This window comes from Streptomyces sp. NPDC097107 (assembly GCF_044762405.1).
GTDB lineage: Bacteria > Actinomycetota > Actinomycetes > Streptomycetales > Streptomycetaceae > Streptomyces > Streptomyces thinghirensis.
In genome coordinates, this window is the sequence record NZ_JBIWEF010000010.1 from 312,933 (window position 1) to 333,416 (window position 20,484).

Annotated in this window: 14 protein-coding genes and 8 pseudogenes; 14 read left to right on the forward strand and 8 right to left on the reverse strand. The window is 71.8% G+C overall.

The features are described 5' to 3' along the window. Window positions 1–136: 136 nt before the first annotated feature. Window positions 137–223 (reverse strand): annotated as a pseudogene (locus ACIQ1J_RS25085) (carboxymuconolactone decarboxylase family protein); the annotation flags it as partial. On the opposite strand from ACIQ1J_RS25085, the pseudogene ACIQ1J_RS25090 reads away from it, so the two are divergent. Further along, window positions 210–578, forward strand: a pseudogene (locus tag ACIQ1J_RS25090) (RNA polymerase subunit sigma-24); the annotation flags it as partial. The pseudogenes ACIQ1J_RS25085 and ACIQ1J_RS25090 overlap by 14 nt on opposite strands. A 20-nt stretch (window positions 579–598) precedes the next feature. On the opposite strand, the gene ACIQ1J_RS25095 reads toward ACIQ1J_RS25090, so the two are convergent. Continuing rightward, window positions 599–1,084 carry an SRPBCC family protein gene (locus ACIQ1J_RS25095; protein ID WP_403560199.1) on the reverse strand — a complete coding sequence of 162 codons (486 nt, stop codon included), beginning with the start codon at window positions 1,082–1,084 and terminating at the stop codon, window positions 599–601. Window positions 1,085–1,119: 35 nt separating this feature from the next. Here ACIQ1J_RS25095 and ACIQ1J_RS25100 point away from each other — a divergent pair, with 35 nt between their 5' ends. After that, window positions 1,120–1,737 carry a TOPRIM nucleotidyl transferase/hydrolase domain-containing protein gene (locus tag ACIQ1J_RS25100; RefSeq protein WP_403560201.1) on the forward strand — a complete coding sequence of 206 codons (618 nt, stop codon included), beginning with the start codon at window positions 1,120–1,122 and terminating at the stop codon, window positions 1,735–1,737. A gap of 207 nt (window positions 1,738–1,944) precedes the next feature. Here the strand turns inward: ACIQ1J_RS25100 and ACIQ1J_RS25105 are convergent. Further along, a pseudogene (locus tag ACIQ1J_RS25105) lies at window positions 1,945–2,359 on the reverse strand (ATP-binding protein). A gap of 217 nt (window positions 2,360–2,576) precedes the next feature. Here ACIQ1J_RS25105 and ACIQ1J_RS25110 point away from each other — a divergent pair. From ACIQ1J_RS25110 to ACIQ1J_RS25120, 3 genes and pseudogenes are all read left to right on the forward strand, one after another. Beyond that, window positions 2,577–3,411, forward strand: a pseudogene (locus ACIQ1J_RS25110) (helix-turn-helix domain-containing protein). A 7-nt stretch (window positions 3,412–3,418) separates the two neighbouring features. Next, window positions 3,419–3,616 (forward strand): DUF397 domain-containing protein, encoded by a 198-nt coding sequence (locus tag ACIQ1J_RS25115; RefSeq protein WP_403560203.1) that lies wholly within the window; start codon window positions 3,419–3,421, stop codon window positions 3,614–3,616. Continuing rightward, window positions 3,613–3,807 carry a DUF397 domain-containing protein gene (locus tag ACIQ1J_RS25120; RefSeq protein WP_403560205.1) on the forward strand — a complete coding sequence of 65 codons (195 nt, stop codon included), beginning with the start codon at window positions 3,613–3,615 and terminating at the stop codon, window positions 3,805–3,807. Before ACIQ1J_RS25115 ends, ACIQ1J_RS25120 begins: the two co-directional genes overlap by 4 nt. Here ACIQ1J_RS25120 and ACIQ1J_RS25125 read toward each other — a convergent pair. Further along, window positions 3,804–4,376 carry a Uma2 family endonuclease gene (locus tag ACIQ1J_RS25125; protein WP_403560207.1) on the reverse strand — a complete coding sequence of 191 codons (573 nt, stop codon included), beginning with the start codon at window positions 4,374–4,376 and terminating at the stop codon, window positions 3,804–3,806. The genes ACIQ1J_RS25120 and ACIQ1J_RS25125 overlap by 4 nt on opposite strands. Before the next feature lie 67 nt (window positions 4,377–4,443). Here ACIQ1J_RS25125 and ACIQ1J_RS25130 point away from each other — a divergent pair, with 67 nt between their 5' ends. Both ACIQ1J_RS25130 and ACIQ1J_RS25135 read left to right on the forward strand, forming a co-directional pair. After that, complete coding sequence (locus ACIQ1J_RS25130; RefSeq protein ID WP_403560209.1) at window positions 4,444–6,696, forward strand: ATP-dependent RecD-like DNA helicase; 2,253 nt, start codon at window positions 4,444–4,446, stop codon at window positions 6,694–6,696. Between the two features lie 245 nt (window positions 6,697–6,941). After that, entirely contained in the window at window positions 6,942–8,231 is a 1,290-nt protein-coding gene (locus ACIQ1J_RS25135; protein ID WP_403560211.1) for a citrate synthase, read from the forward strand. Window positions 8,232–8,875: 644 nt separating this feature from the next. Here ACIQ1J_RS25135 and ACIQ1J_RS25140 read toward each other — a convergent pair. Beyond that, entirely contained in the window at window positions 8,876–11,158 is a 2,283-nt protein-coding gene (locus ACIQ1J_RS25140) for a heavy metal translocating P-type ATPase (RefSeq protein ID WP_403560213.1), read from the reverse strand. 132 nt (window positions 11,159–11,290) lie between these two features. Next, window positions 11,291–11,530 (reverse strand): heavy-metal-associated domain-containing protein, encoded by a 240-nt coding sequence (locus ACIQ1J_RS25145; RefSeq protein WP_345625481.1) that lies wholly within the window; start codon window positions 11,528–11,530, stop codon window positions 11,291–11,293. A 158-nt stretch (window positions 11,531–11,688) separates the two neighbouring features. Here ACIQ1J_RS25145 and ACIQ1J_RS25150 point away from each other — a divergent pair, with 158 nt between their 5' ends. Further along, on the forward strand, window positions 11,689–12,726 hold the full coding sequence (locus ACIQ1J_RS25150) for a zinc-dependent alcohol dehydrogenase family protein (RefSeq protein WP_403560215.1): 1,038 nt from the start codon (window positions 11,689–11,691) through the stop codon (window positions 12,724–12,726). Here the strand turns inward: ACIQ1J_RS25150 and ACIQ1J_RS25155 are convergent. After that, a pseudogene (locus ACIQ1J_RS25155) lies at window positions 12,713–13,314 on the reverse strand (GNAT family N-acetyltransferase). The gene ACIQ1J_RS25150 and the pseudogene ACIQ1J_RS25155 overlap by 14 nt on opposite strands. Window positions 13,315–13,391: 77 nt before the next feature. Continuing rightward, entirely contained in the window at window positions 13,392–13,583 is a 192-nt protein-coding gene (locus ACIQ1J_RS25160; protein WP_403560217.1) for a helix-turn-helix transcriptional regulator, read from the reverse strand. A gap of 478 nt (window positions 13,584–14,061) precedes the next feature. Between ACIQ1J_RS25160 and ACIQ1J_RS25165 the strand changes: the two are divergent. From ACIQ1J_RS25165 to ACIQ1J_RS25190, 6 genes and pseudogenes are all read left to right on the forward strand, one after another. Then, window positions 14,062–14,173: pseudogene (locus ACIQ1J_RS25165) on the forward strand (5-deoxy-glucuronate isomerase); the annotation flags it as partial. A gap of 17 nt (window positions 14,174–14,190) precedes the next feature. After that, a pseudogene (locus tag ACIQ1J_RS25170) lies at window positions 14,191–14,373 on the forward strand (hypothetical protein); the annotation flags it as partial. Window positions 14,374–14,387: 14 nt separating this feature from the next. Continuing rightward, a complete protein-coding gene (gene mmsA / locus ACIQ1J_RS25175; RefSeq protein WP_403560219.1) occupies window positions 14,388–15,890 on the forward strand; it encodes a CoA-acylating methylmalonate-semialdehyde dehydrogenase in 1,503 nt (500 codons plus the stop codon). A 187-nt stretch (window positions 15,891–16,077) separates the two neighbouring features. Further along, window positions 16,078–16,353: pseudogene (locus tag ACIQ1J_RS25180) on the forward strand (amino acid permease); the annotation flags it as partial. Window positions 16,354–16,780: 427 nt separating this feature from the next. Next, a complete protein-coding gene (locus ACIQ1J_RS25185) occupies window positions 16,781–19,432 on the forward strand; it encodes an alpha/beta fold hydrolase (protein WP_403560221.1) in 2,652 nt (883 codons plus the stop codon). Beyond that, window positions 19,429–20,310 (forward strand): ABC transporter permease, encoded by an 882-nt coding sequence (locus tag ACIQ1J_RS25190; protein ID WP_403560223.1) that lies wholly within the window; start codon window positions 19,429–19,431, stop codon window positions 20,308–20,310. The genes ACIQ1J_RS25185 and ACIQ1J_RS25190 overlap by 4 nt, the downstream gene beginning before the upstream one ends. Window positions 20,311–20,484 lie beyond the last annotated feature (174 nt).

A 20,484-nucleotide genomic window follows, 5' to 3' on the forward strand; every position in this document is an offset into this window, starting at 1 on the left:
GCGGCCCGGCCCGGGTCGGACGCGTGGCGGCTTGCCGCGGGTCGGACATGCGGCGGCCCGCCCTGGGTCGGGCGCGCGGCGGCCCGGTCCGGGGCGGGAGGGCCCCGGACCGGGCCGGAAGCGGTGTCCGGCCGGCTCAGTGGTCGAGCGCGGCCTCGAACATCCCCGCCTCGTAGGCGCCGCCCTTCTGGTGCGTGATCACGGCCATCCGGTTGGCCGCGTGCGCCTTCCGGCGGGCCGTCGTGACGGGTGACCTGCAGGGCCTGCTCGACGTCCTCGCTCCGGACGTGGTCCTCGTGGGCGACGGCGGTGGCATCAAGCGGGCCGTGCCGCGGCCCGTCACGGGGGCCGGGAAGGTGGCCCGCCTGATGATCGGCGGACTGGTCAGGCAGGCGGCGGGGGTCTCGCTGGAACCGGCCCAGGTCAATGGACACCCGGCGCTGGTCCTCCGGCTCGACGGCGAGCTCGACACCGTGCTGGCGGTGCGCTTCGACGACGGACTCATCACCGGGCTCTACGCGGTGCGCAACCCCGAGAAGCTGTCGCACATGGGCAGGGAGACCACCCTGCGCCGCTGAGCGAGCGGCCCCGCCGTCTCCTACGCGGGGTCCGGAAGGGTGTCGCCGGTCTCCAGCAGTGTCTTGAGGCTGGAGAGGAGGGCGGGCCAGCCGTGCCGGATCATCTCGCGGGCGGTGCTGCCGGGCTCGAACCCGTCGTGGACGACGGTCAGTTTCACCGAACCGCCGAGGTGCTTGATCTCGAAGGTGACCTTGGACCGCTGTTCGGCGGCGAGCTTGGCGAGCGTCTCGTCGTCGATCCCGTTGGCCTTCGCCCACCCGGGTGTGAAGGTGTGCCAGGTGTAGGACAGGCGCCGGTACGGTTCGGATTCGAGTACGACCTGCCCGGGGTCGGCGGTGTCCGCGCCGCCCTGCCGCCAGACCATGGTCGACCCCGCCTTCCAGTCGGTGGCGAACTCCGGACCCCAGTAGCGGCTGGTGAAGGCCGGGTCGGTGAGACCTTGCCCGTCAATCGGAGGCCTGGGAGGGTGCCGCCGACGAGCAGGCCAGGCTCTGCCGGAAATCACTACCGGCGCGGCCGCTCTGGGCGGAGACTCGTTCCATGGCGGACATGGGGGCGTTCCGGGTTGCGGTCACCGCGTGGGCGGCCGGTGGCCCCGGCGGCCCCGCGCACGAGGTGGCGGCGCGAGTGCCGGTACGTACCGCTGTCCTCCTGGAGGGGCCGAGCGACTCGGCGGCGGTCGACGCGCTGGCCGCGCGTCACGGCCGCGACCTCGCGGCGGAGGGGGTCTGCGTCCTCCCGATGGGCGGCGCGATGAGCGTCGGCCGCTTCGCCTCCCTCCTCGGACCGTCCGGCCTGGGCCTCCGTCTCACGGGACTGTGCGACGAGCGGGAGCAGGGTTACTACGTGCGCGCCCTGGAGCGGGCGGACGCGGCGCCCGGCGGTCTCTTCGTCTGCGCGGCCGACCTGGAGGACGAGCTGATCCGCGCGCTGGGTGTGACGCGGGTGAAGGAACTGGTCGAGGCGGAGGGCGACCTGCGTCCCCTCCGGACCTTCCTTCGCCAGCCCGCCCAGCAGGACCGCACCGCGCAGCAGCAGCTCCGCCGGTTCTTCGGCACCAAGAAGGGCCGGAAGATCCACTACGGCCGTGTCCTCGTCGAGGCCCTGGACCCCGCGCGCACCCCGGCCCCCCTCGCGGGGCTGTTCGCGGCGCTCTGACCGTGCGGCGCCCGCGGCTCTCGGCGTCGCCGGAGGGTCTGGACGCGACGGGCGCCCGTGCCTGACCGGGCCGGGGTGCCCGGTCGCTCCGTTCAACCGTGAGCACTTGGGACGATGTTGTACTTGGCGCGCTCGGATGAGCGCTTGGTCAACAGGTGGCCGGTGAGTGTCCTCGTGTTGCCGGGTTGCTGGTTGCTGCAGGTGCGCTCAGGCGGCGGTCAGCTCGCACCACACGTACTCGCCCCCCCGGTTGCCGTGCCTGGCCAGCGGATGCCACCCCCACACGTTGGCGCAGGCCCGCACCAGCGCCAGCCCCCGTCCCTCCGCCAGCTCCTCCACCCTCGCGAACGCGGCCGGGGGCTCCGGCGGTTCGGGGTCCGCGTCCCACGGCCCCGATCCGCAGGGTGCCCGGCGGAGACCAGCGGATACGAAGGGCGGCGGGACCCTTGGTGTGCCGTACGGCGTTGGAGACCAGCTCCGTGGCGAGCAGCTCGGCGACATCGACGAGGCGGACCAGCCCGTGCATGGTGAGGACCAGACGGAGAGTGCGGCGGCTGACGGTGACGGCGCGGAGGTCGTTGGGGAGGTAGAGGGAGTACTCCCACGGCTTGTTTTCGGGCATGCGGGACTCCAAGTCGGGGGGTGGTGATCGTGGCGGGCCAGGTGTCGATCCCGCAGCCGTCATGGCAGGACGGGGCGGTGCGCTTCCGGTGACCCGGTGCCGCACGGTGTGCGTCGCGTCACCGACGGTAAATCTATATTTAGGGACGCGGCGAGTCGATCGACGTAATCCGACGCCGAACGAGTTGCACCAACAGACGTCTGAAGAGGCCCAGTCGATGGTGAAGAGGCGCGAACCAGCGGCACGCCAGGTGCGACTGGCAACCGAACTGCGGAGACTTCGTGAGGCCGCAGGGCTCAACTCCCGCCGTGCGGCGGAGCTGCTCGGTGTGGCGCCCGCCCAGATCACTCATATCGAGTCCGCCCTCGCGGGCGTGAGCGAGCAGCGAGTTCGCCGCCTGGCGTCCCTACGCCTGCACTGACGAGGAATTCATCGACGCGCTCGTCGCGATGGCCACCGAGCGGTCGAGCGGCTGGTGGGAGGAGTACCGAGGCTTGCTGCCCACGCCGTTCCTGGACCTGTCGGAGCTGGAGCACCACGCCCGGCTTCTTCGTCACGTGGCAATCCTGTATGTACCGGGCTTGCTCCAGACCGAGGACTATTCGCGTGCTGTCTTCTCGTCCAGGCTGCCGGTGCTGACCGCCGAGGAGTTGGAGGTGCGCATCCGGCACCGTAGGGCGCGTCAGGCGTTCGCCATCCCGTACGAAGCAGTGATCCATGAAGCCGCACTCCGGACCAGGGTCGGTGACCGGGACAAGTCAAGGGCGCAACTGGCGCGGCTCGCAGAGATCTGCGAGGCGGACCACATCACTGTGCGCGTCATCCCTTTCGACTTGGACGATTTCGCCAGAGCCTCCAGCACCATGACGTACGTGAGTGGTCCCTTGCGCAGGCTGGACACGGTCGTGCGGGGTGCGCCGCACGGTTCGGTCTTCATTGATTCCGAGGCGCAGCTCAACGCGTATCGAACGCGTTTCCGTATGGTGGAGGCTGTGTCCCTTGAACCCGACAAGTCGCGTGACTTCATCCATCAGCTGGCGAAGGAGCTGTGAGGTACCCATGACCACTCATGGCAACTGGCGGAAGTCGTCCTACTCGGGCGAGGGCGACGGCAACGAGTGTGTGGAGGTCGCGAACTCGCCCACTCACGTCGCCGTCCGTGACTCCAAGACTCCCTCGTGCGGAACGCCTACTGTCCCGGCTGACGTCTTCGCGACGTTCGTGGACGGGATCAAGAGGGCGGGAGAGGAGCTGTGAGGTCCATCAACAACTGGCGAAAGTCGTCCTACTCGGGCGGGGGCGACGGCAACAACTGCGTCGAAGTCGCGACCCGCGCAGCTCGATTCGCCGTCCGCGACACCAAGGCCCCCGCCCGAGCCACCCTCACCTTCCCGCCAGATGCCTTCGCCCACTTCCTCGAAGGCGTCAAGTCGGACGCGTGCCGTTAACCCTCCCGGCCGTACCTGCGGAACTCCGACGTCTCGACCGTCCATGGCCCGAACGCCACCGAGTCACCGAAGATGTACGGCTCCTTGCTGCTGTAGCGGCCCTTGCACGGCTCGGAGTGCACCTGGATCGTGCCACTGCGCGGGTCGACGATCATGTAGTACGGGATGCTCATGGCCGGATACTCGGTCAGCTTCTCGTCGTAGTCGTTGCTCGGGTTGGACGGCGAGACGATCTCGACGACAGCCACCACCTGCGTCGCGTCGACGGCGAGGCCTTCTTCGTCGAGGGTGGCTTCGGGGATCACGACGGCATCGGGGCGGCGCATGCGGCCGATCGCCGGATGCTCGATCTCGGGGCCGTTCGCGCAGATGTGGCCCGGGTGGGTGGCGGGCAGTTGCGCGTCCAACTGCTTGCAGATGCGGCGGACAGTCCCCTCGTGGCGCTTCGACGGGCACATCATCGCCAGTATTGGACCGGACGGCCCGATCTCGACGCTCCACGACCCCTCGAGTTGCTCCGAGTAGGCCCCGAGCTCTGCGGCGATGGCGCGCATCCTGGCGTATTCCATGTCCCCAGAGTACTGAGAAGCCCTCTCCCGGGCCGCCCATGTCAGTGCCCACCGGTACCGTCGGATCATGCCGAACCAGCCCGATGCCGCTCCCGGTGAACGGCGACTCGCCACCCTCGAAGGCGTCCTGGAGCGCATCACGTACGCCAACGAGGAGAACGGCTACACGGTCGCCCGCGTCGACACCGGCAGAGGCGCCGGCGACCTGCTGACCGTCGTCGGCGCGCTGCTCGGCGCGCAGGCCGGGGAGTCGCTGCGGATGGAGGGGCGCTGGGGCTCGCACCCCCAGTACGGCAAGCAGTTCCACGTGGAGAACTACACGACCGTGCTCCCGGCCACGGTCCAGGGCATCCGGCGCTACCTCGGATCCGGCCTCGTCAAGGGCATCGGCCCGGTCTTCGCCGACCGCATCACGCGGCACTTCGGCGTGGACACCCTCCAGATCATCGAGGAGGAGCCCAAGCGGCTCATCGAGGTGCCCGGCCTCGGCCCCAAGCGGACCAAGAAGATCGCCGACGCGTGGGACGAGCAGAAGGCGATCAAGGAGGTCATGCTCTTCCTCCAGACCGTCGAGGTGTCGACGTCGATCGCGGTGCGGATCTACAAGAAGTACGGCGACGCGTCGATCTCCGTCGTGAAGAACCAGCCCTACCGGCTGGCGTCCGACGTCTGGGGCATCGGCTTCCTCACCGCCGACAGGATCGCCCAGTCCGTGGGCATCCCGCACGACAGCCCGGACCGGGTGAAGGCGGGACTCCAGTACGCCCTGTCGCAGGCCACCGACCAGGGGCACTGCTATCTCCCCGAGGAGAAGCTGATCGCCGACGCGGTGAAGCTGCTCCAGGTGGACACGGGGCTCGTCATCGAGTGCCTGGCCGAGCTGGCCGCCGACCCGCAGGACGGCGAGGACCCCGGCGTCGTACGCGAGAAGGTCCCCGACCCGCAGGGCGGCGACCCCGTCACCGCCGTCTACCTCGTCCCCTTCCACCGTGCCGAGCTGGCCCTCTCCGCCCAGCTGCGGCGGCTCCTGCGCGCCGACGAGGACCGGATGCCGGCCTTCACGGACGCGCCGTGGGACAAAGCGCTCGGCTGGCTCAAGAGCCGCACCGGCGCCGACCTGGCCCCCGAGCAGGAGGCCGCCGTCAGACTCGCCCTCACCGAGAGGGTCGCCGTCCTCACCGGCGGGCCGGGCTGCGGCAAGTCCTTCACCGTCCGCTCCATCGTCGAACTGGCCCGCGCGAAAAAGTCCAAGGTGGTGCTCGCCGCGCCGACCGGCCGGGCCGCCAAGCGTCTCGCCGAGCTGACCGGCGCCGAGGCGTCCACGGTCCACCGGCTGCTGGAGCTCAAGCCGGGCGGTGACGCCGCCTACGACCGGGACCGGCCGCTGGACGCCGACCTCGTCGTGGTCGACGAGGCCTCCATGCTCGACCTCCTGCTCGCCAACAAGCTGGTCAAGGCCGTGCCTCCGGGTGCCCACCTGCTCTTCGTCGGGGACGTCGACCAGCTGCCCAGCGTGGGCGCGGGGGAAGTGCTCCGGGATCTGCTCGCCCCCGGCAGCCCCGTCCCCGCCGTCCGCCTCACCCGTGTCTTCCGCCAGGCCCAGCAGTCGGGGGTGGTGACGAACGCGCACCGGATCAACGCCGGGCAGCACCCGCTCACCGACGGCATGAAGGACTTCTTCCTCTTCGTCGAGGACGAGACCGAGGAGGCGGGGCGGCTCACGGTGGACGTCGCCGCACGCCGCATCCCGGCGAAGTTCGGGCTCGACCCGCGCCGGGACGTGCAGGTGCTCGCCCCCATGCACCGGGGGCCCGCAGGCGCAGGCGCGCTGAACGGGCTGCTCCAGCAGGCCGTCACCCCGGGGCGCCCGGACGTGCCGGAGAAGCGGTTCGGCGGTCGTGTCTTCCGGGTCGGCGACAAGGTCACCCAGATTCGCAACAATTACGAGAAGGGTGAGAACGGCGTCTTCAACGGCACCGTCGGCGTGGTCACCTCGCTCGACCCGGTGGACCAGCGCCTCACCGTGCTGACGGACGAGGACGAGGAGGTCCCGTACGAATTCGACGAACTGGACGAACTGGCCCACGCCTACGCGGTGACCATCCACCGCTCGCAGGGGAGCGAGTACCCGGCGGTGGTGATCCCGGTGACGACCGGCGCCTGGATGATGCTCCAGCGGAACCTGCTGTACACGGCGGTCACCCGGGCCAAAAAGCTGGTCGTCCTCGTCGGTTCCCGCAAGGCGATCGGACAGGCGGTCCGCACAGTGTCGGCCGGCCGGCGCTGCACGGCGCTCGACTTCCGGCTGGCGGGCTCCTGACCCCGAAGGCCCTCCGGCAAACATCTCGACCTGGTGTGAAAAAAATGATCGATCAAACGAGTCGCAAAGGTCACAGAGCACTTCCGGAAGGGGCGGAGAGGGGGCAGGATGAGCAAGTTGGCGGCACTGAGTGCCGCCGATAGGCCCGATGGTCGACCCCGAGTGCACTCTCCTGAGCCAAGTGGGGGATGGTAGAGACAGTCAGGGCACCTCGAAGATGAGGCACTACGTCGGTGAGGGAAGACGTGAGCGACAACTCAGTAGTACTGCGGTACGGCGATGGCGAGTACACCTACCCGGTGATCGACAGCACCGTCGGCGACAAGGGCTTCGACATCGGGAAGCTCCGCGCCCAGACCGGTCTGGTGACGCTGGACAGCGGTTACGGCAACACCGCCGCCTATAAATCCGCCATCACGTATCTGGACGGCGAGGCGGGCATCCTCCGATACCGCGGCTACCCGATCGAGCAGCTGGCCGAGCACTCCTCCTTCGTGGAGGTCGCCTACCTGCTGATCAACGGCGAGCTGCCGACCGTCGACGAGCTCACCGCGTTCAAGAACGAGATCACGCAGCACACCCTGCTGCACGAGGACGTCAAGAACTTCTACAAGGGCTTCCCGCGCGACGCCCACCCGATGGCCATGCTGTCGTCGGTCGTCTCGGCGCTGTCGACGTTCTACCAGGACAGCCACAACCCGTTCGACGAGCGCCAGCGCAACCTCTCCACGATCCGGCTGCTCGCCAAGCTTCCGACGATCGCGGCCTACGCGTACAAGAAGTCGATCGGCCACCCGTTCGTCTACCCGCGCAACGACCTCGGCTACGTCGAGAACTTCCTGCGCATGACGTTCTCGGTGCCGGCGCAGGAGTACGATCTCGACCCGACGGTCGTGGCCGCTCTGGACAAGCTGCTGATCCTGCACGCGGACCACGAGCAGAACTGCTCGACCTCCACGGTCCGCCTGGTCGGCTCCTCGCAGGCGAACATGTTCGCCTCGATCTCCGCCGGCATCAACGCCCTGTGGGGCCCGCTGCACGGCGGCGCCAACCAGTCGGTGCTGGAGATGCTGGAGGGCATCCGCGACGCGGGCGGTGACGTCGACTCCTTCATCCGCAAGGTGAAGAACAAGGAGGACGGCGTCCGCCTGATGGGCTTCGGCCACCGGGTCTACAAGAACTTCGACCCGCGCGCCAAGATCATCAAGGCCGCCGCGCACGACGTGCTCTCGGCCCTCGGCAAGTCCGACGAGCTGCTGGACATCGCCCTGAAGCTGGAGGAGCACGCGCTCTCCGACGACTACTTCGTCTCGCGCAGCCTCTACCCGAACGTCGACTTCTACACCGGTCTGATCTACCGGGCCATGGGATTCCCGACCGAGATGTTCACGGTCCTGTTCGCCCTCGGCCGGCTGCCGGGCTGGATCGCCCAGTGGCACGAGATGATCAAGGAGCCGGGTTCCCGCATCGGCCGCCCGCGCCAGATCTACACGGGCGTCGTCGAGCGCGACTTCGTGCCCGTCGAGGAGCGCTGAGCCGCCAGGCACCCCCGCAGCGCGTACAGAGAGTCCCGTGCCGCCTCGAGCGGTACGGGATTTTTCTGTGCGGCGGCGGGCCGGGTGGCGGCCCGGACAGCAGAAGGCGCCCTGGCGCCGGTCCCCCCACGGGCCGGCGAACCAGGGCGCCTTCCCATGTCCCGGTGCGGATTCCCCCCACGGGATCCGGCCGGGCGTATGTGAGGACAGCGCCTGAATCGCTGTACTGAGCACAACGAGCAAAACCCGTCGCGCCTGTTGTGCTGTCGTGCTCGTCGTGCTGTCGTGCTCGTCGTGCGGTCTGCCGGGACAGCGCACGCCCGGGAGGGCCGCTCAAAGCTTCCCGGTGTACGTGTCCCGGCAACGCAGCTCTGGGAAAGTCCCCCAAGACATCCCCAGACGCCAGGTGGCGCCCCCCAAGACGCTGCCTGACATCGCCAACTTAGACCTTCGAACCCCTTCGATGGTTACGTTCGCATCACTGTGATCTGCGTCTCTTGCATATGTCCGTTAGGTGCGCAAGAGCCCCGGTACGTCGAACGGGACCCCAGCGTAAGGAAGATGCGCGAGCCTTGTGAAGAGCTTATGTGAGTCGAGTGCCGGACTCCAGAGGCGCTGCCCCTCGACCTGCGGGAAATGCGCGCTCAGTGAAAGGCCCGGAGCCGCAGGCTGTTGGTGACCACGAACACCGAGGAGAAGGCCATCGCCGCCCCCGCGATCATCGGGTTGAGCATCCCGGCGGCGGCCAGCGGCAGCGCGGCCACGTTGTAGCCGAAGGCCCACACGAGGTTGCCCTTGATCGTGGAGAGGGTGCGCCGGGAGAGCCGGATCGCGTCCGCGGCCACCCGCAGGTCTCCGGACACCAGGGTCAGGTCGCCCGCCTCGATCGCCGCGTCCGTCCCCGTACCCAGCGCCAGACCCAGATCGGCGACGGCGAGCGCGGCCGCGTCGTTGACGCCGTCCCCGACCATGGCGACCGTACGGCCCTCGGCCCGCAGCCGTTGCACCACGGCGACCTTGTCCTCGGGCAGCACCTCGGCGATCACCTCGTCGATGCCGACCGCTGCGGCGACCGCCTCGGCGACGCTCCTGTTGTCGCCGGTCAGCAACACGGGGGTGAGGCCCAGCCGGCGCAGCCCGGTCACCGCCTCGGAGCTGGTCTCCTTGACCGCGTCCGCCACGGAGACGACCCCGCGCGCCACGCCGTCCCAGCCGACCACGACGGCCGTACGACCGTCCCTCTCGGCCTTCTCCCTGGCGCGGGCGACCTCGGACGGGAGAGCGTCGTAGAGGCGCCCCACGGCCACCTCGCGGCCCTCCACGCGTGCGCGTACGCCGCGCCCGGGGACGTTCTCGAAGGCCTCGGCGTCCGGCAGCGCGCCGACCCGCTCCTCGGCACCGGCCGCGATCGCGCGGGCCACGGGGTGCTCGGAGGCGTGCTCGACGGCGCCCGCGAGCCGCAGCACCTCCGCCTCGTCGGTGCCCTCGGCGGCGTGGACGTCGTGGAGGGTCATGCGGCCGGTGGTGACGGTGCCGGTCTTGTCCAGGACGACCGTGTCGACGCGTCGCGTGGACTCCAGTACCTCCGGTCCCTTGATGAGGATGCCGAGCTGGGCGCCGCGGCCCGTGCCGACCATCAGCGCGGTCGGCGTGGCCAGTCCCAGCGCGCACGGGCAGGCGATGATCAGCACGGCCACGGCGGCCGTGAACGCGGCGACCGTGTCACCGGTGGCGCCCAGCCACCCGCCGAAGGTGGCGAGGGCGATCAGCAGCACGACGGGCACGAAGACGCCGGAGATCCGGTCGGCGAGCCGCTGCACCTCGGCCTTGCCGCTCTGCGCGTCCTCGACCAGCTTCGCCATCCGCGCCAGCTGGGTGTCCGCGCCGACCCGGGTGGCCTCGACGACCAGGCGGCCGCCGGCGTTGACCGTGGCGCCGGTGACGGCGTCCCCGGCCGTCACGTCCACCGGCACCGACTCACCGGTCAGCATCGAGGCGTCCACCGCGGAGGCGCCCTCGGCCACCGTCCCGTCGGTGGCGATCTTCTCGCCGGGCCGTACGACGAACCGGTCGCCGACCGCCAGCCGGGCCACCGGAATCCGCACCTCGCGCCCGTCCCGCAGCACGGCGACGTCCTTGGCGCCCAGCTCCATCAGCGCCCGCAGCGCGGCGCCGGCGCTGCGCTTGGAGCGCGCCTCCAGCCAGCGGCCGAGGAGAAGGAAGGCGGTGACCCCGGCGGCGGCCTCCAGGTAGATCGCGGAGGCGCCGTCGGTGCGCGAGACGGTGAGGTCGAAGCCGTGCCGCATGCCCGGCATGCCCGCGTCCCCGAAGAACAGCGCCCACAGCGACCAGCCGAACGCCGCGAGGGTGCCGAGCGAGACCAGCGTGTCCATGGTGGCCGCGCCGTGCCGGAGGTTCGTCCAGGCGGCGCGGTGGAAGGGCAGGCCGCCCCAGACGACGACGGGCGCGGCCAGGGTGAGCGAGAGCCACTGCCAGTTGTCGAACTGGAGCGCCGGGACCATCGCGAGCAGCACGACGGGGGCGGCGAGGAGGACGGAGACGACGAGGCGCCCGCGCAGGGCGGTCAGCTCCGGGTCGGCGCCGGGGCCCTCCGGGGGCTCCGCCTCGACGGTGGGCTCGGGCGGCGGCGCGGGCTCCTCGGCGGTGTACCCGGTCTTGACCACGGTGGCGATCAGGTCGGCGACCCCGGTGGCCGCCGGGTAGGAGATCCGGGCCTTCTCCGTCGCGTAGTTCACCGTGGCGCTGACGCCGTCCATGCGGTTGAGCTTCTTCTCCACGCGGGCCGCGCAGGAGGCGCAGGTCATCCCGCCGATGAGCAGCTCGACCTCGGCGAGGTCCGGCTCGGCGGCCGGGGCGGTCTCCGGGGTGGCGGAGGCCGTGGTGCTGGACGCGGTGGTGCTGGTCATGGTCCGGACTCCAGACGGCCGGCCGGCCGGACCGTGCGCGGCCCGGCCGGAGGGACTGTGGGTGCTGCTGGGATTGCTGGGAGCGCTGGGAGCGCTGGGGCGGTAGCGGTGGCGCGGTGGTGGCGCCGTGGCTCAGACCCGGCCGACGAGCTCGAAGCCCGCCTCGTCCACGGCGGCGCGCACGTCCGCGTCGTCCAGGGGCGCCCCGGAGACGACGGTGACCTCGCCGGTCGAGGCGACGGCCTGCACCGAGCCGACGCCGGCGATCTCGGAGATCTCGCCGGAGACGGCGCCCTCGCAGTGTCCGCAGCTCATTCCGCTCACCTTGTAGACGGTGGTGACGGAGCCCTGGGTGTCGGTCTGGGCGGTCATGTCGTTACTCCTCGTCGGGGCGTTCACGGGCGGGTACCCGTGGTCCAGCGTGGACCACTCACCTCCCACTGTACCCCTAGGGGGTATGAGGCCCGTACGGGCTGCCGTGAGATGGGGGACCGGAAGCGGGAACGCCGGTACGGAAGTGAGGGTGACGGATGCGCGCGGTCGTGTTCGAGCGGTTCGGGGAGCCCGCCGAGGTACGGGAGGTGCCCGACCCGCAGCCCGCGCCGCACGGCGTCGTGGTCCGCGTCGAGGCGACCGGACTGTGCCGCAGCGACTGGCACGGCTGGCAGGGCCACGATGCGGACATCGAGCTGCCGCACGTGCCCGGTCACGAACTCGCCGGTGCCGTGGCGGCGGTCGGCGACCGGGTGACCGGGTGGCGGCCCGGCGACCGGGTGACCGTGCCCTTCGTCTGCGCCTGCGGGAGCTGCGGGGCGTGTGCGGCGGGCGACCAGCAGGTGTGCGAACGCCAGACCCAGCCCGGCTTCACCCACTGGGGCTCCTTCGCCGAGTTCGTGGCCCTCGACCACGCCGACGTCAACCTCGTCGCCGTACCCGAGGGCATGTCGTACGCGACGGCCGCATCCCTCGGCTGCCGGTTCGCCACGGCGTTCCGGGCCGTGGTGCAGCAGGGGCGCCTGGCGGCGGGGGAGCGGGTCGCGGTGCACGGGTGCGGCGGTGTCGGCCTGTCGGCAGTGATGATCGCGGCGGCCGCGGGCGCGCGGGTCGTCGCCGTGGACGTGTCGCCCCGGGCGCTGGAGCTGGCGCGTGCGTTCGGCGCGGCGGAGTGCGTGGACGCGGCCCGGACGCCGGACACGGCGGCGGCGGTCCGCGACCTCACCGGCGGCGGCGCCCACCTCTCCCTCGACGCCCTCGGCTCGCCCGTCACCTGCGCCGCGTCCGTGAACGGCCTGCGCCGCCGCGGCCGGCACGTCCAGGTCGGGCTGCTGCCCTCGCCGGACGGCACCACACCCGTGCCGATGGCCCGAGCCGTCGCCCTGGAGCTCGAACTCCTCGGCAGCCACGGGATGGCCGCGCACACCTATCCGCCGATGCTGGAACTGGTCCGCACGGGAGCGCTCCGGCCCGACCTGCTGGTGACGTCCACCATCGGGCTGGACGAGGTCCCGGCCGCACTGGCCGCGATGGGGGCGGCGCCCGGCGCGGGGGTGACGGTCATCGAGCCGTGACGCCGGCCCCGGGGCGTGAGCTGCCGGTCCGGGGGTGCCCGCGGTGGGTGGCCCACTGGTGGTCGAGGACGGCCATCAGCACCTCGTCCGCCCACGCGCCGTCGCGCCACTCCACCTCGCGCCGGACCCCCTCCGTCACCAACCCGGCCTTCTCGTAGACCCGCAGTGCCCGGTGGTTGTAGGCGTAGGCCTCCAGCTGGACGCGGTGCAGACCGAGTTCCTCGAAGCCGTACCCGACGATCAGCCGGGTCGCCGCGGTGCCGATCCCCCGGCCGCGGCCCCGCGGACCGATCAGGGTGCGGAAGGTGCAGGTACGGCTCGCGGGCTCCCATTCGTTGAGTACGACCTCGCCGAGGAGTTCCCCGTCGGCGGGATCGGTGACCGCGAGGTCGAGCCGGTCGGGCCGTGCACCGCGGGAGCCGTACCAGGCGCGGAGCAGCTCCGGGGTGAGTTCGCCTCCCGGCGGGCCGGTGAAACGCTCGACCTCGGGGTCGTTGATGATCTCCCACATCTGCTCGGCGTCGGCCTCGGTGAACGGTCGCAGTACGGTCCTGTCGCCGGTCAGGACGGTTTCACGGAGAAGTCCATGCACGGCACTGTGCCCCACGGGACCGTGGGGCACAGAACGGTTTTTCTGCTCCGCCGACTACGTTCGCCGGCTTCGTCTACCGGTCCCGGTTGCGCGGGCGGGACGCCACCCAGGCCCGGACCGTGTCCGCGTACCAGTAGGGCTTCCCGCCCTCCACGTGGTCGGGCGGGGGCAGCAGCCCGTGCTTGCGGTACGACCGCACGGTGTCCGGCTGGACCCGGATGTGGGCCGCGATGTCCTTGTAGGACCAGAGCCTTCGGTCGGTCACTAGTCGCACCTCCCTGCGCGCACCGCGGCGGCGACCGGGGACGGCCGCCGGGGGGAGCCGGGCGCTGCGCTGGCGATCACCAAGCCTGTGCGAGGGGAACGACGTGGAGCGGTGGACGGTCAGGGGCCGTTCCCGGGTGTGACGGAACGCCCGCCCGCCCGTGACATGTGTGACACGAAGGGCGTCTTTGTGACAGGAGTGCCGCAAAGGGATACGCCGGATCCCAAGCGCGGCGCGTTGACTTCGGGAGCCCGGGCTGTCCGGTGCGCGCGGGCGGACCGCCACCCGGACCAGGTCCCCGGCCATGTCGTCCGAATGTCCGGACAAAACATTGACAGGCCGCACGCGCGGGGCTAGAAACCGGGGGGAGACGCAACGGCGGGCAGGCGACGACGGGCACGAAGGGGAACGCGATGGCGCACGACCCGATCGCCGGAGCCCGAGTCCCGTCCCGCCGTCGCCGGTTCTCCCACCCAACGCCTCCGGCGCGGGAAGGCCGCTTCGCCCTGGCAGGAGCGAAGTCCGAGCGCCGACTCCCCGCTCGCACCGGCCCCGCGCCGGAGGTTCCCGCGTCCCGTCGCCGTGCGGGCCCCGGCGCCGTGCCGTGCGGGCCGCCGACACTGCCCCACGTGTCTACGCGGACACCCGAACGGCATACAGAGTGTCGGGCGCGCCCGGAGCGCCCGGCTGCTGGGATGGACCCATGGCCGTAACCGCGACCCGATCGTCGCCGGTCACGGCCCGTGAGCTGGACCAACGGCACGTCTCGACCCGTCGCCGCCATCTGTGAAGGAGTTCTCGGTCATGACGAACATCGTCAACCACTGGATCGGCGGCAAGACCGCCGAAGGCGCCTCGGGCACGTACGGGCCGGTGACCGACCCGGCCACCGGCGCGGTCACCACGAAGGTCGCCTTCGCCTCGGTCGACGAGGTGGACGCCGCGGTCGCCGCCGCCAAGGACGCGTACCTGACCTGGGGCCAGTCCTCGCTGGCGCAGCGCACCTCGATCCTCTTCAAGTTCCGGGCGCTGCTGGACGCGCACCGCGACGAGATCGCCGAGCTGATCACCGCCGAGCACGGCAAGGTGCACTCCGACGCGCTCGGCGAGGTCGCGCGCGGCCTGGAGATCGTCGACCTGGCCTGCGGCATCACCGTGCAGCTCAAGGGCGAGCTGTCGACGCAGGTCGCCACCCGCGTCGACGTGTCCTCGATCCGGCAGCCGCTCGGGGTGGTCGCCGGCATCACGCCGTTCAACTTCCCGGCGATGGTGCCGATGTGGATGTTCCCCATCGCCATCGCGTGCGGCAACACCTTCGTGCTCAAGCCGAGCGAGAAGGACCCGTCGGCCGCGATGAAGATCGCCGAGTTGCTCTCCGAGGCCGGCCTGCCGGACGGCGTCTTCAACGTCGTGCACGGTGACAAGGTGGCCGTGGACCGCCTGCTGGAGCACCCGGACGTCAAGGCGGTCTCGTTCGTCGGCTCGACCCCGATCGCCCGCTACATCCACACCACCGCCTCCGCGAACGGCAAGCGGGTGCAGGCGCTCGGCGGCGCCAAGAACCACATGCTGGTGCTGCCGGACGCCGACCTCGACGCGGCGGCCGACGCGGCGGTGAGCGCGGCCTACGGCTCGGCCGGCGAGCGCTGCATGGCGATCTCCGCGGTCGTCGCGGTCGGCGCCGTCGGCGACGAGCTGGTCGAGAAGATCCGCGAGCGCGCCGAGAAGATCAAGATCGGCCCCGGCGACGACCCGGCGTCGGAGATGGGCCCCCTCATCACCGCGGCGCACCGCGACAAGGTGGCGTCCTACGTCGAGGGCGCGGCGGCCGAGGGCTGCGAGGTCGTCCTGGACGGCACCGGACACACGGTCGACGGCCACGAGGACGGCCACTGGATCGGCATCTCCCTGCTGGACCGGGTGCCGACCACGGCGAAGGCCTACCAGGACGAGATCTTCGGCCCGGTCCTGTGCGTGCTGCGCGCCGAGACCTACGAGGAGGGCATCGCGCTCATCAACGCCTCCCCCTTCGGCAACGGCACCGCGATCTTCACCCGGGACGGCGGCGCGGCCCGCCGCTTCCAGCTGGAGGTCGAGGCCGGCATGGTCGGCGTGAACGTCCCGATCCCGGTCCCCGTGGGCTACCACTCCTTCGGCGGCTGGAAGGACTCGCTCTTCGGCGACCACCACATCTACGGCAACGACGGCACGCACTTCTACACCCGCGGCAAGGTCGTCACCACCCGCTGGCCGGACCCGGCCGACGGCCCGGCCGGCGTGGACCTGGGCTTCCCGCGCAACCACTGAGACGCGACCGCCCGCGGCCGCGCAACCACTGAGACGCGGCCGCCCGCGACGCACGGTGCCTCCGTCCCACCCGGTGGGCGGAGGCACCGGCGCGTGTGCCAGCCCTGCGGCACTCCGGAGTTCTTCACTTCCTCCGTAACGTCGCCGGTCTGCCCGGCGGGCGGGGCTCGACCTCCTCGGTGGCGCCATGTACCTGCTCGTCGCGGTCGCCGCGCTGCTCGCCCGCCGGGGCTCCCATCGGCACGCCCGCGCGGGGCGGATGCCGCTGTGGCCCGTGCTGCCGGCCCTGCTGATCGGGGTCCTCGCCCACGTCCTGACCCGGCAGGAGGCGATCCACCTGCTGTGGACCGGCGGCATCACCGCCGTCGCCGCCCTGTACGGGGCCCTCTACCTGCGCCCGCGCCGCGACACACGCCGGCTGGTGACCGTCCCGGAGGACGTCCGGGTGCCGGCCGGGCCGTGAACCGGCGGTCCGGGTGCCCGCCGGGCGGTGAACCGGCCATCCAGGATCCCGCCGGTGAACCGGCCATCCAGGATCCCGCCGGTGAACCGGCGGTCCAGGATCCCGCCGGGCCGTGACCGGTGGTCCCGGGGCCCGCCTGCCTGCCTGTGACCGGCGGTCCGGGGGCCTGCCTGCCTGCCTGTGACCGGTGGTCCCGGGGCCCGCCTGCCTGCCTGTGACCGGTGGTCCCGGGGCCCGCCTGCCTGCCTGTGACCGGTGGTCCCGGGGCCCGCCCGCCTGCCCGTGACCGGCGGTCCGGAGCCCGTTCGGCGCAACCGGCCCTACCGCGCCCGTGGTACGCCGCACCGGCGCCGTACTTCCGTGGGAGGGGCGGCGGTTCAGCCCCCGGGCTGCCTCCGTTGCCGGCGGCGGCCCGTACCGTTGACGCATGGATCTTCGACTGCCCCGCGTGCGAGGGCTGCTACGGGGGCCGCGGCGGATGCTCGCCGCCGCGGCCGCCGTCGTCGTACTCGCCGGCGCCGGGACATGGACGGCCGTCGCCGGTGACGACGCGCCCCCGGTGCGACGCGCCGACCGGGTCATGACCGTGGGCGACGGGGTGCGCCTGGACACCTCCTACTTCACCGCGGGCCCCGGCGGCGACCGCCCGGCGGTCCTGCTCGCGCACGGCTTCGGCGGCAGCAAGGCCGATGTACGGGCGCAGGCGGAGAGCCTCGCACAGGACGGGTACGCGGTCCTGACCTGGTCGGCGCGCGGCTTCGGGAAGTCCACGGGGAAGATCGGACTGAACTCACCGGACGGCGAGGTCGCCGACGTGTCCCGGCTGATCGACTGGCTGGCGAAGCAGCCGCAGGTCCGGCTGGACGAGAAGGGCGACCCGCGAGTGGGCGTCGCCGGCGGCTCCTACGGCGGCGCGGTCGCGCTGCTGGCCGCCGGGCACGACAAGCGGGTCGACGCGACAGCCCCCGCCATAACGTACTGGAACCTCTCGGACGCCCTCTTCCCGAACGGTGTCTTCAAGAAGCTGTGGGCCGGCCTCTTCGTCAACCTGGGCGGCGGCTGCGACCGGTTCGAGGACCAGCTCTGCCGCATGTACCAGCGGGTCGCCGAGTCCGGGCAGCCGGACCCGGAGGCGGTGGAACTCCTCGACCGGCGCAGCCCGCAGGCCGTCGGCGACCGCATCGACGTGCCCACGCTGCTGATGCAGGGGCAGACCGACTCCCTCTTCCCGCTCGGCCAGGCCGACCGGGCCGCGCAGGCGATCCGTGCCAACGGCGCCCCGGTGGCCGTCGACTGGATCTCGGGCGGCCACGACGGCGGCGACATGGAGACGGACCGGGTCCAGGCCCGCGTCGGGGCGTGGTTCGACCGCTATCTGAAGGACGACGAGTCGGCCGGCACCGGCCCCGGGTTCCGCGTCAGCCGCACCCTCGGCTCCGGCAGCGGTGACGGCGAACCCCGCCTGGAGGGCGTGAGCGCCGACTCCTACCCCGGCCTGGGCGGCGAACTCCGCCCGGTCGAACTGCGCGGACGCGAGCAGAGCTTCGACAACCCGGCCGGCGCCAGCCCGCCCGCCGTCTCCGCGCTGCCCGGAATCGGCGGCTCCGGCGGTCTGTCCCAGCTCTCCTCGCTCGGACTCGGCGTCTCCCTGGACTTCCCCGGCCAGTTCGCCGCCTTCGAGTCGGCGCCGGTCCGGGAGGACCTCCAGATCACCGGCTCCCCGACCGCGACCGTCCACGTGAAGTCCACCCGCGACGAGGCCGTGCTCTTCGCCAAGGTGTACGACGTCGCCCCCGGCGGCGCCCAGCAGGTGCTCCCCTCCCAACTGGTCACGCCCATCAGGGTGGCGGACGCCGGAGCGGGCAAGGACGTGCGGATCACCCTGCCCGCCGTCGACCACGAGATCGAGAGCGGCCACCGACTGCGCCTGGTCCTGTCCTCCACCGACCTCGGATACGCCTCACCGGCCGCCCCCGCCACGTACACCGTCTCCCTCGCGGGCGACCTGAAGGTGCCGACGGCACTCGGCGGGACCGGACAGGTGGCCGGACTGCCCGCCTGGGTCTGGTGGGCGCCCCTCGCGGGAGCCGCCGTCGCCGCGGCCCTGCTGCTGACCGCCCGCCGCCGCACCACGGCCCCGCCGCCCGACCCCGCGCTGGCCGACGTACCGCTCCAGATCACGGACCTCAGCAAGCGGTACGCCAAGGCCACCGACCGGTACGCCGTCCGGGACCTGTCGTTCCGGGTGGAGAAGGGCCAGGTACTGGGCCTGCTCGGGCCGAACGGCGCGGGCAAGACGACGACCCTGCGGATGCTGATGGGCCTGATCGCGCCGGACGGCGGCGACATCCGCGTCTTCGGCCACGCCATCGCTCCCGGCGCCCCCGTGCTCTCCCGCGTCGGCGCCTTCGTCGAGGGCGCGGGCTTCCTGCCGCACCTGTCCGGCCGCGAGAACCTGGAGCTGTACTGGCGGGCCACCGGCCGCCCGCCGGAGGACGCCCACCTCGACGAGGCCCTGGAGATCGCCGGACTCGGCGACGCGCTCGCCCGCGCGGTGCGCACCTACTCCCAGGGCATGCGCCAGCGCCTCGCCATCGCCCAGGCCATGCTGGGCCTGCCCGACCTGCTGATCCTGGACGAGCCGACCAACGGCCTGGACCCGCCGCAGATCCGCGAGATGCGCGAGGTGATGATCCGCTACGCGGCGGCCGGCCGCACGGTGATCGTCTCCAGCCACCTGCTGGCCGAGGTCGAGCAGACCTGCACCCACCTGGTCGTCATGGACCACGGCAGGCTCGTCCAGGCCGGTCCGGTCGGCGAGATCGTCGGCTCCGGCGACACGCTGCTCGTGGGCACCTCCGCGCGCGTGGACGCGCCCCTCGTCGAGAAGGTCGCCGCCCTGCCGGGCGTGGCCTCCGCGGCCGCCACCGACGGCGCTCTGCTGGTCCGGCTCGACAGCGGGGGAGCGGCCCGGGACCTGATCGCCGAACTCGTACGCCTGGACGTGCCCGTGGAGTCGGTGGGCCCCCACCGGCGCCTCGAGGACGCCTTCCTCACCCTGATCGGAGACCCGGCATGAGCACGCTCGCCGAAGGCGCCGCGCCCGCCGGCCCCCAGGAGGTCGCCGAGGGCTACCGCGCGGGCCGTACGCTGCCCGTGCGGGTCGAGCTGGTCCGGCAGCTGAAGCGGCGCCGCACGCTCGTCATGGGCGGCATCCTGTTCGCCCTGCCGTTCGTCCTGCTCGTCGCCTTCCGGATCGGCGGCGAGCCGGGCGGCGCGAACGACCGGATCAGCCTGATGGACTCGGCCACCGCGTCCGGGGCCAACTTCGCCGCGGTGAACCTCTTCGCCTCCGCGGGCTTCCTCCTCGTCGTGCCCGTCGCCCTGTTCTTCGGGGACACGGTCGCCTCGGAGGCCGGCTGGTCGTCCCTGCGCTACCTGCTCGCGGCGCCGGTGCCCCGCGCCCGCCTGCTCTGGTCCAAGCTGGTCGTCGCCCTCATCCTCAGCCTCGCCGCGATCGTCCTGCTGCCGCTGGTCGCGCTCGCCGTCGGCTCGGTCGCCTACGGCTGGGGGCCGCTGGAGCTGCCCACCGGCGGCAGCCTGCCCACCGGCACCGCGGCCGAGCGCCTGGCCATCACGGTGGCGTACGTCTTCGTCTCGCAACTGGTCACCGCCGCCCTGGCGTTCTGGCTCTCCACCAAGACGGACGCGCCGCTCGGCGCGGTCGGCGGCGCGGTCGGCCTGACCATCATCGGCAACGTCCTGGACGAGGTGACCGCCCTCGGCGACTGGCGCGACTTCCTGCCCGCGCACTGGCAGTACGCCTGGCTCGACACGGTCCGCCCCGAGCTGGACTGGACCCGCCTGATCCAGGGCACGTCGCTGTCGGTGACGTACGCGCTCGTGCTGTTCGCCCTGGCCTTCCGGGGGTTCGCCCGCAAGGACATCGTGTCCTAGGCCCAACGCCGTTCAGTTAGGGCGGGGCTGGAGGCGTCAAGGGGTGCTCGTGAGCATGTTGATGTTGATGGTGGCTTTGTAGGTGGTCCGGTCGATGGCGGGTCCGCGTGCGTTGTATTTCGAGATCGCTCGTTTGACGATGCGGTCCTTGGTGCGGACCCGCCGGGTGGGCAG

Excerpts from the sequence above, each read along its gene's own strand:
- ACIQ1J_RS25150 (WP_403560215.1), top strand. The coding sequence starts at position 11,689 with ATGCGCGCGGTCGTGTTCGAGCGGTTCGGGGAGCCCGCCGAGGTACGG.
- ACIQ1J_RS25100 (WP_403560201.1), top strand. The coding sequence starts at position 1,120 with ATGGCGGACATGGGGGCGTTCCGGGTTGCGGTCACCGCGTGGGCGGCC.
- mmsA (WP_403560219.1), top strand. The coding sequence starts at position 14,388 with ATGACGAACATCGTCAACCACTGGATCGGCGGCAAGACCGCCGAAGGC.
- ACIQ1J_RS25140 (WP_403560213.1), bottom strand. The coding sequence starts at position 11,158 with ATGACCAGCACCACCGCGTCCAGCACCACGGCCTCCGCCACCCCGGAG.
- ACIQ1J_RS25125 (WP_403560207.1), bottom strand. The coding sequence starts at position 4,376 with ATGGAATACGCCAGGATGCGCGCCATCGCCGCAGAGCTCGGGGCCTAC.
- ACIQ1J_RS25145 (WP_345625481.1), bottom strand. The coding sequence starts at position 11,530 with ATGACCGCCCAGACCGACACCCAGGGCTCCGTCACCACCGTCTACAAG.
- ACIQ1J_RS25190 (WP_403560223.1), top strand. The coding sequence starts at position 19,429 with ATGAGCACGCTCGCCGAAGGCGCCGCGCCCGCCGGCCCCCAGGAGGTC.
- ACIQ1J_RS25115 (WP_403560203.1), top strand. The coding sequence starts at position 3,419 with ATGACCACTCATGGCAACTGGCGGAAGTCGTCCTACTCGGGCGAGGGC.
- ACIQ1J_RS25185 (WP_403560221.1), top strand. The coding sequence starts at position 16,781 with ATGGATCTTCGACTGCCCCGCGTGCGAGGGCTGCTACGGGGGCCGCGG.
- ACIQ1J_RS25130 (WP_403560209.1), top strand. The coding sequence starts at position 4,444 with ATGCCGAACCAGCCCGATGCCGCTCCCGGTGAACGGCGACTCGCCACC.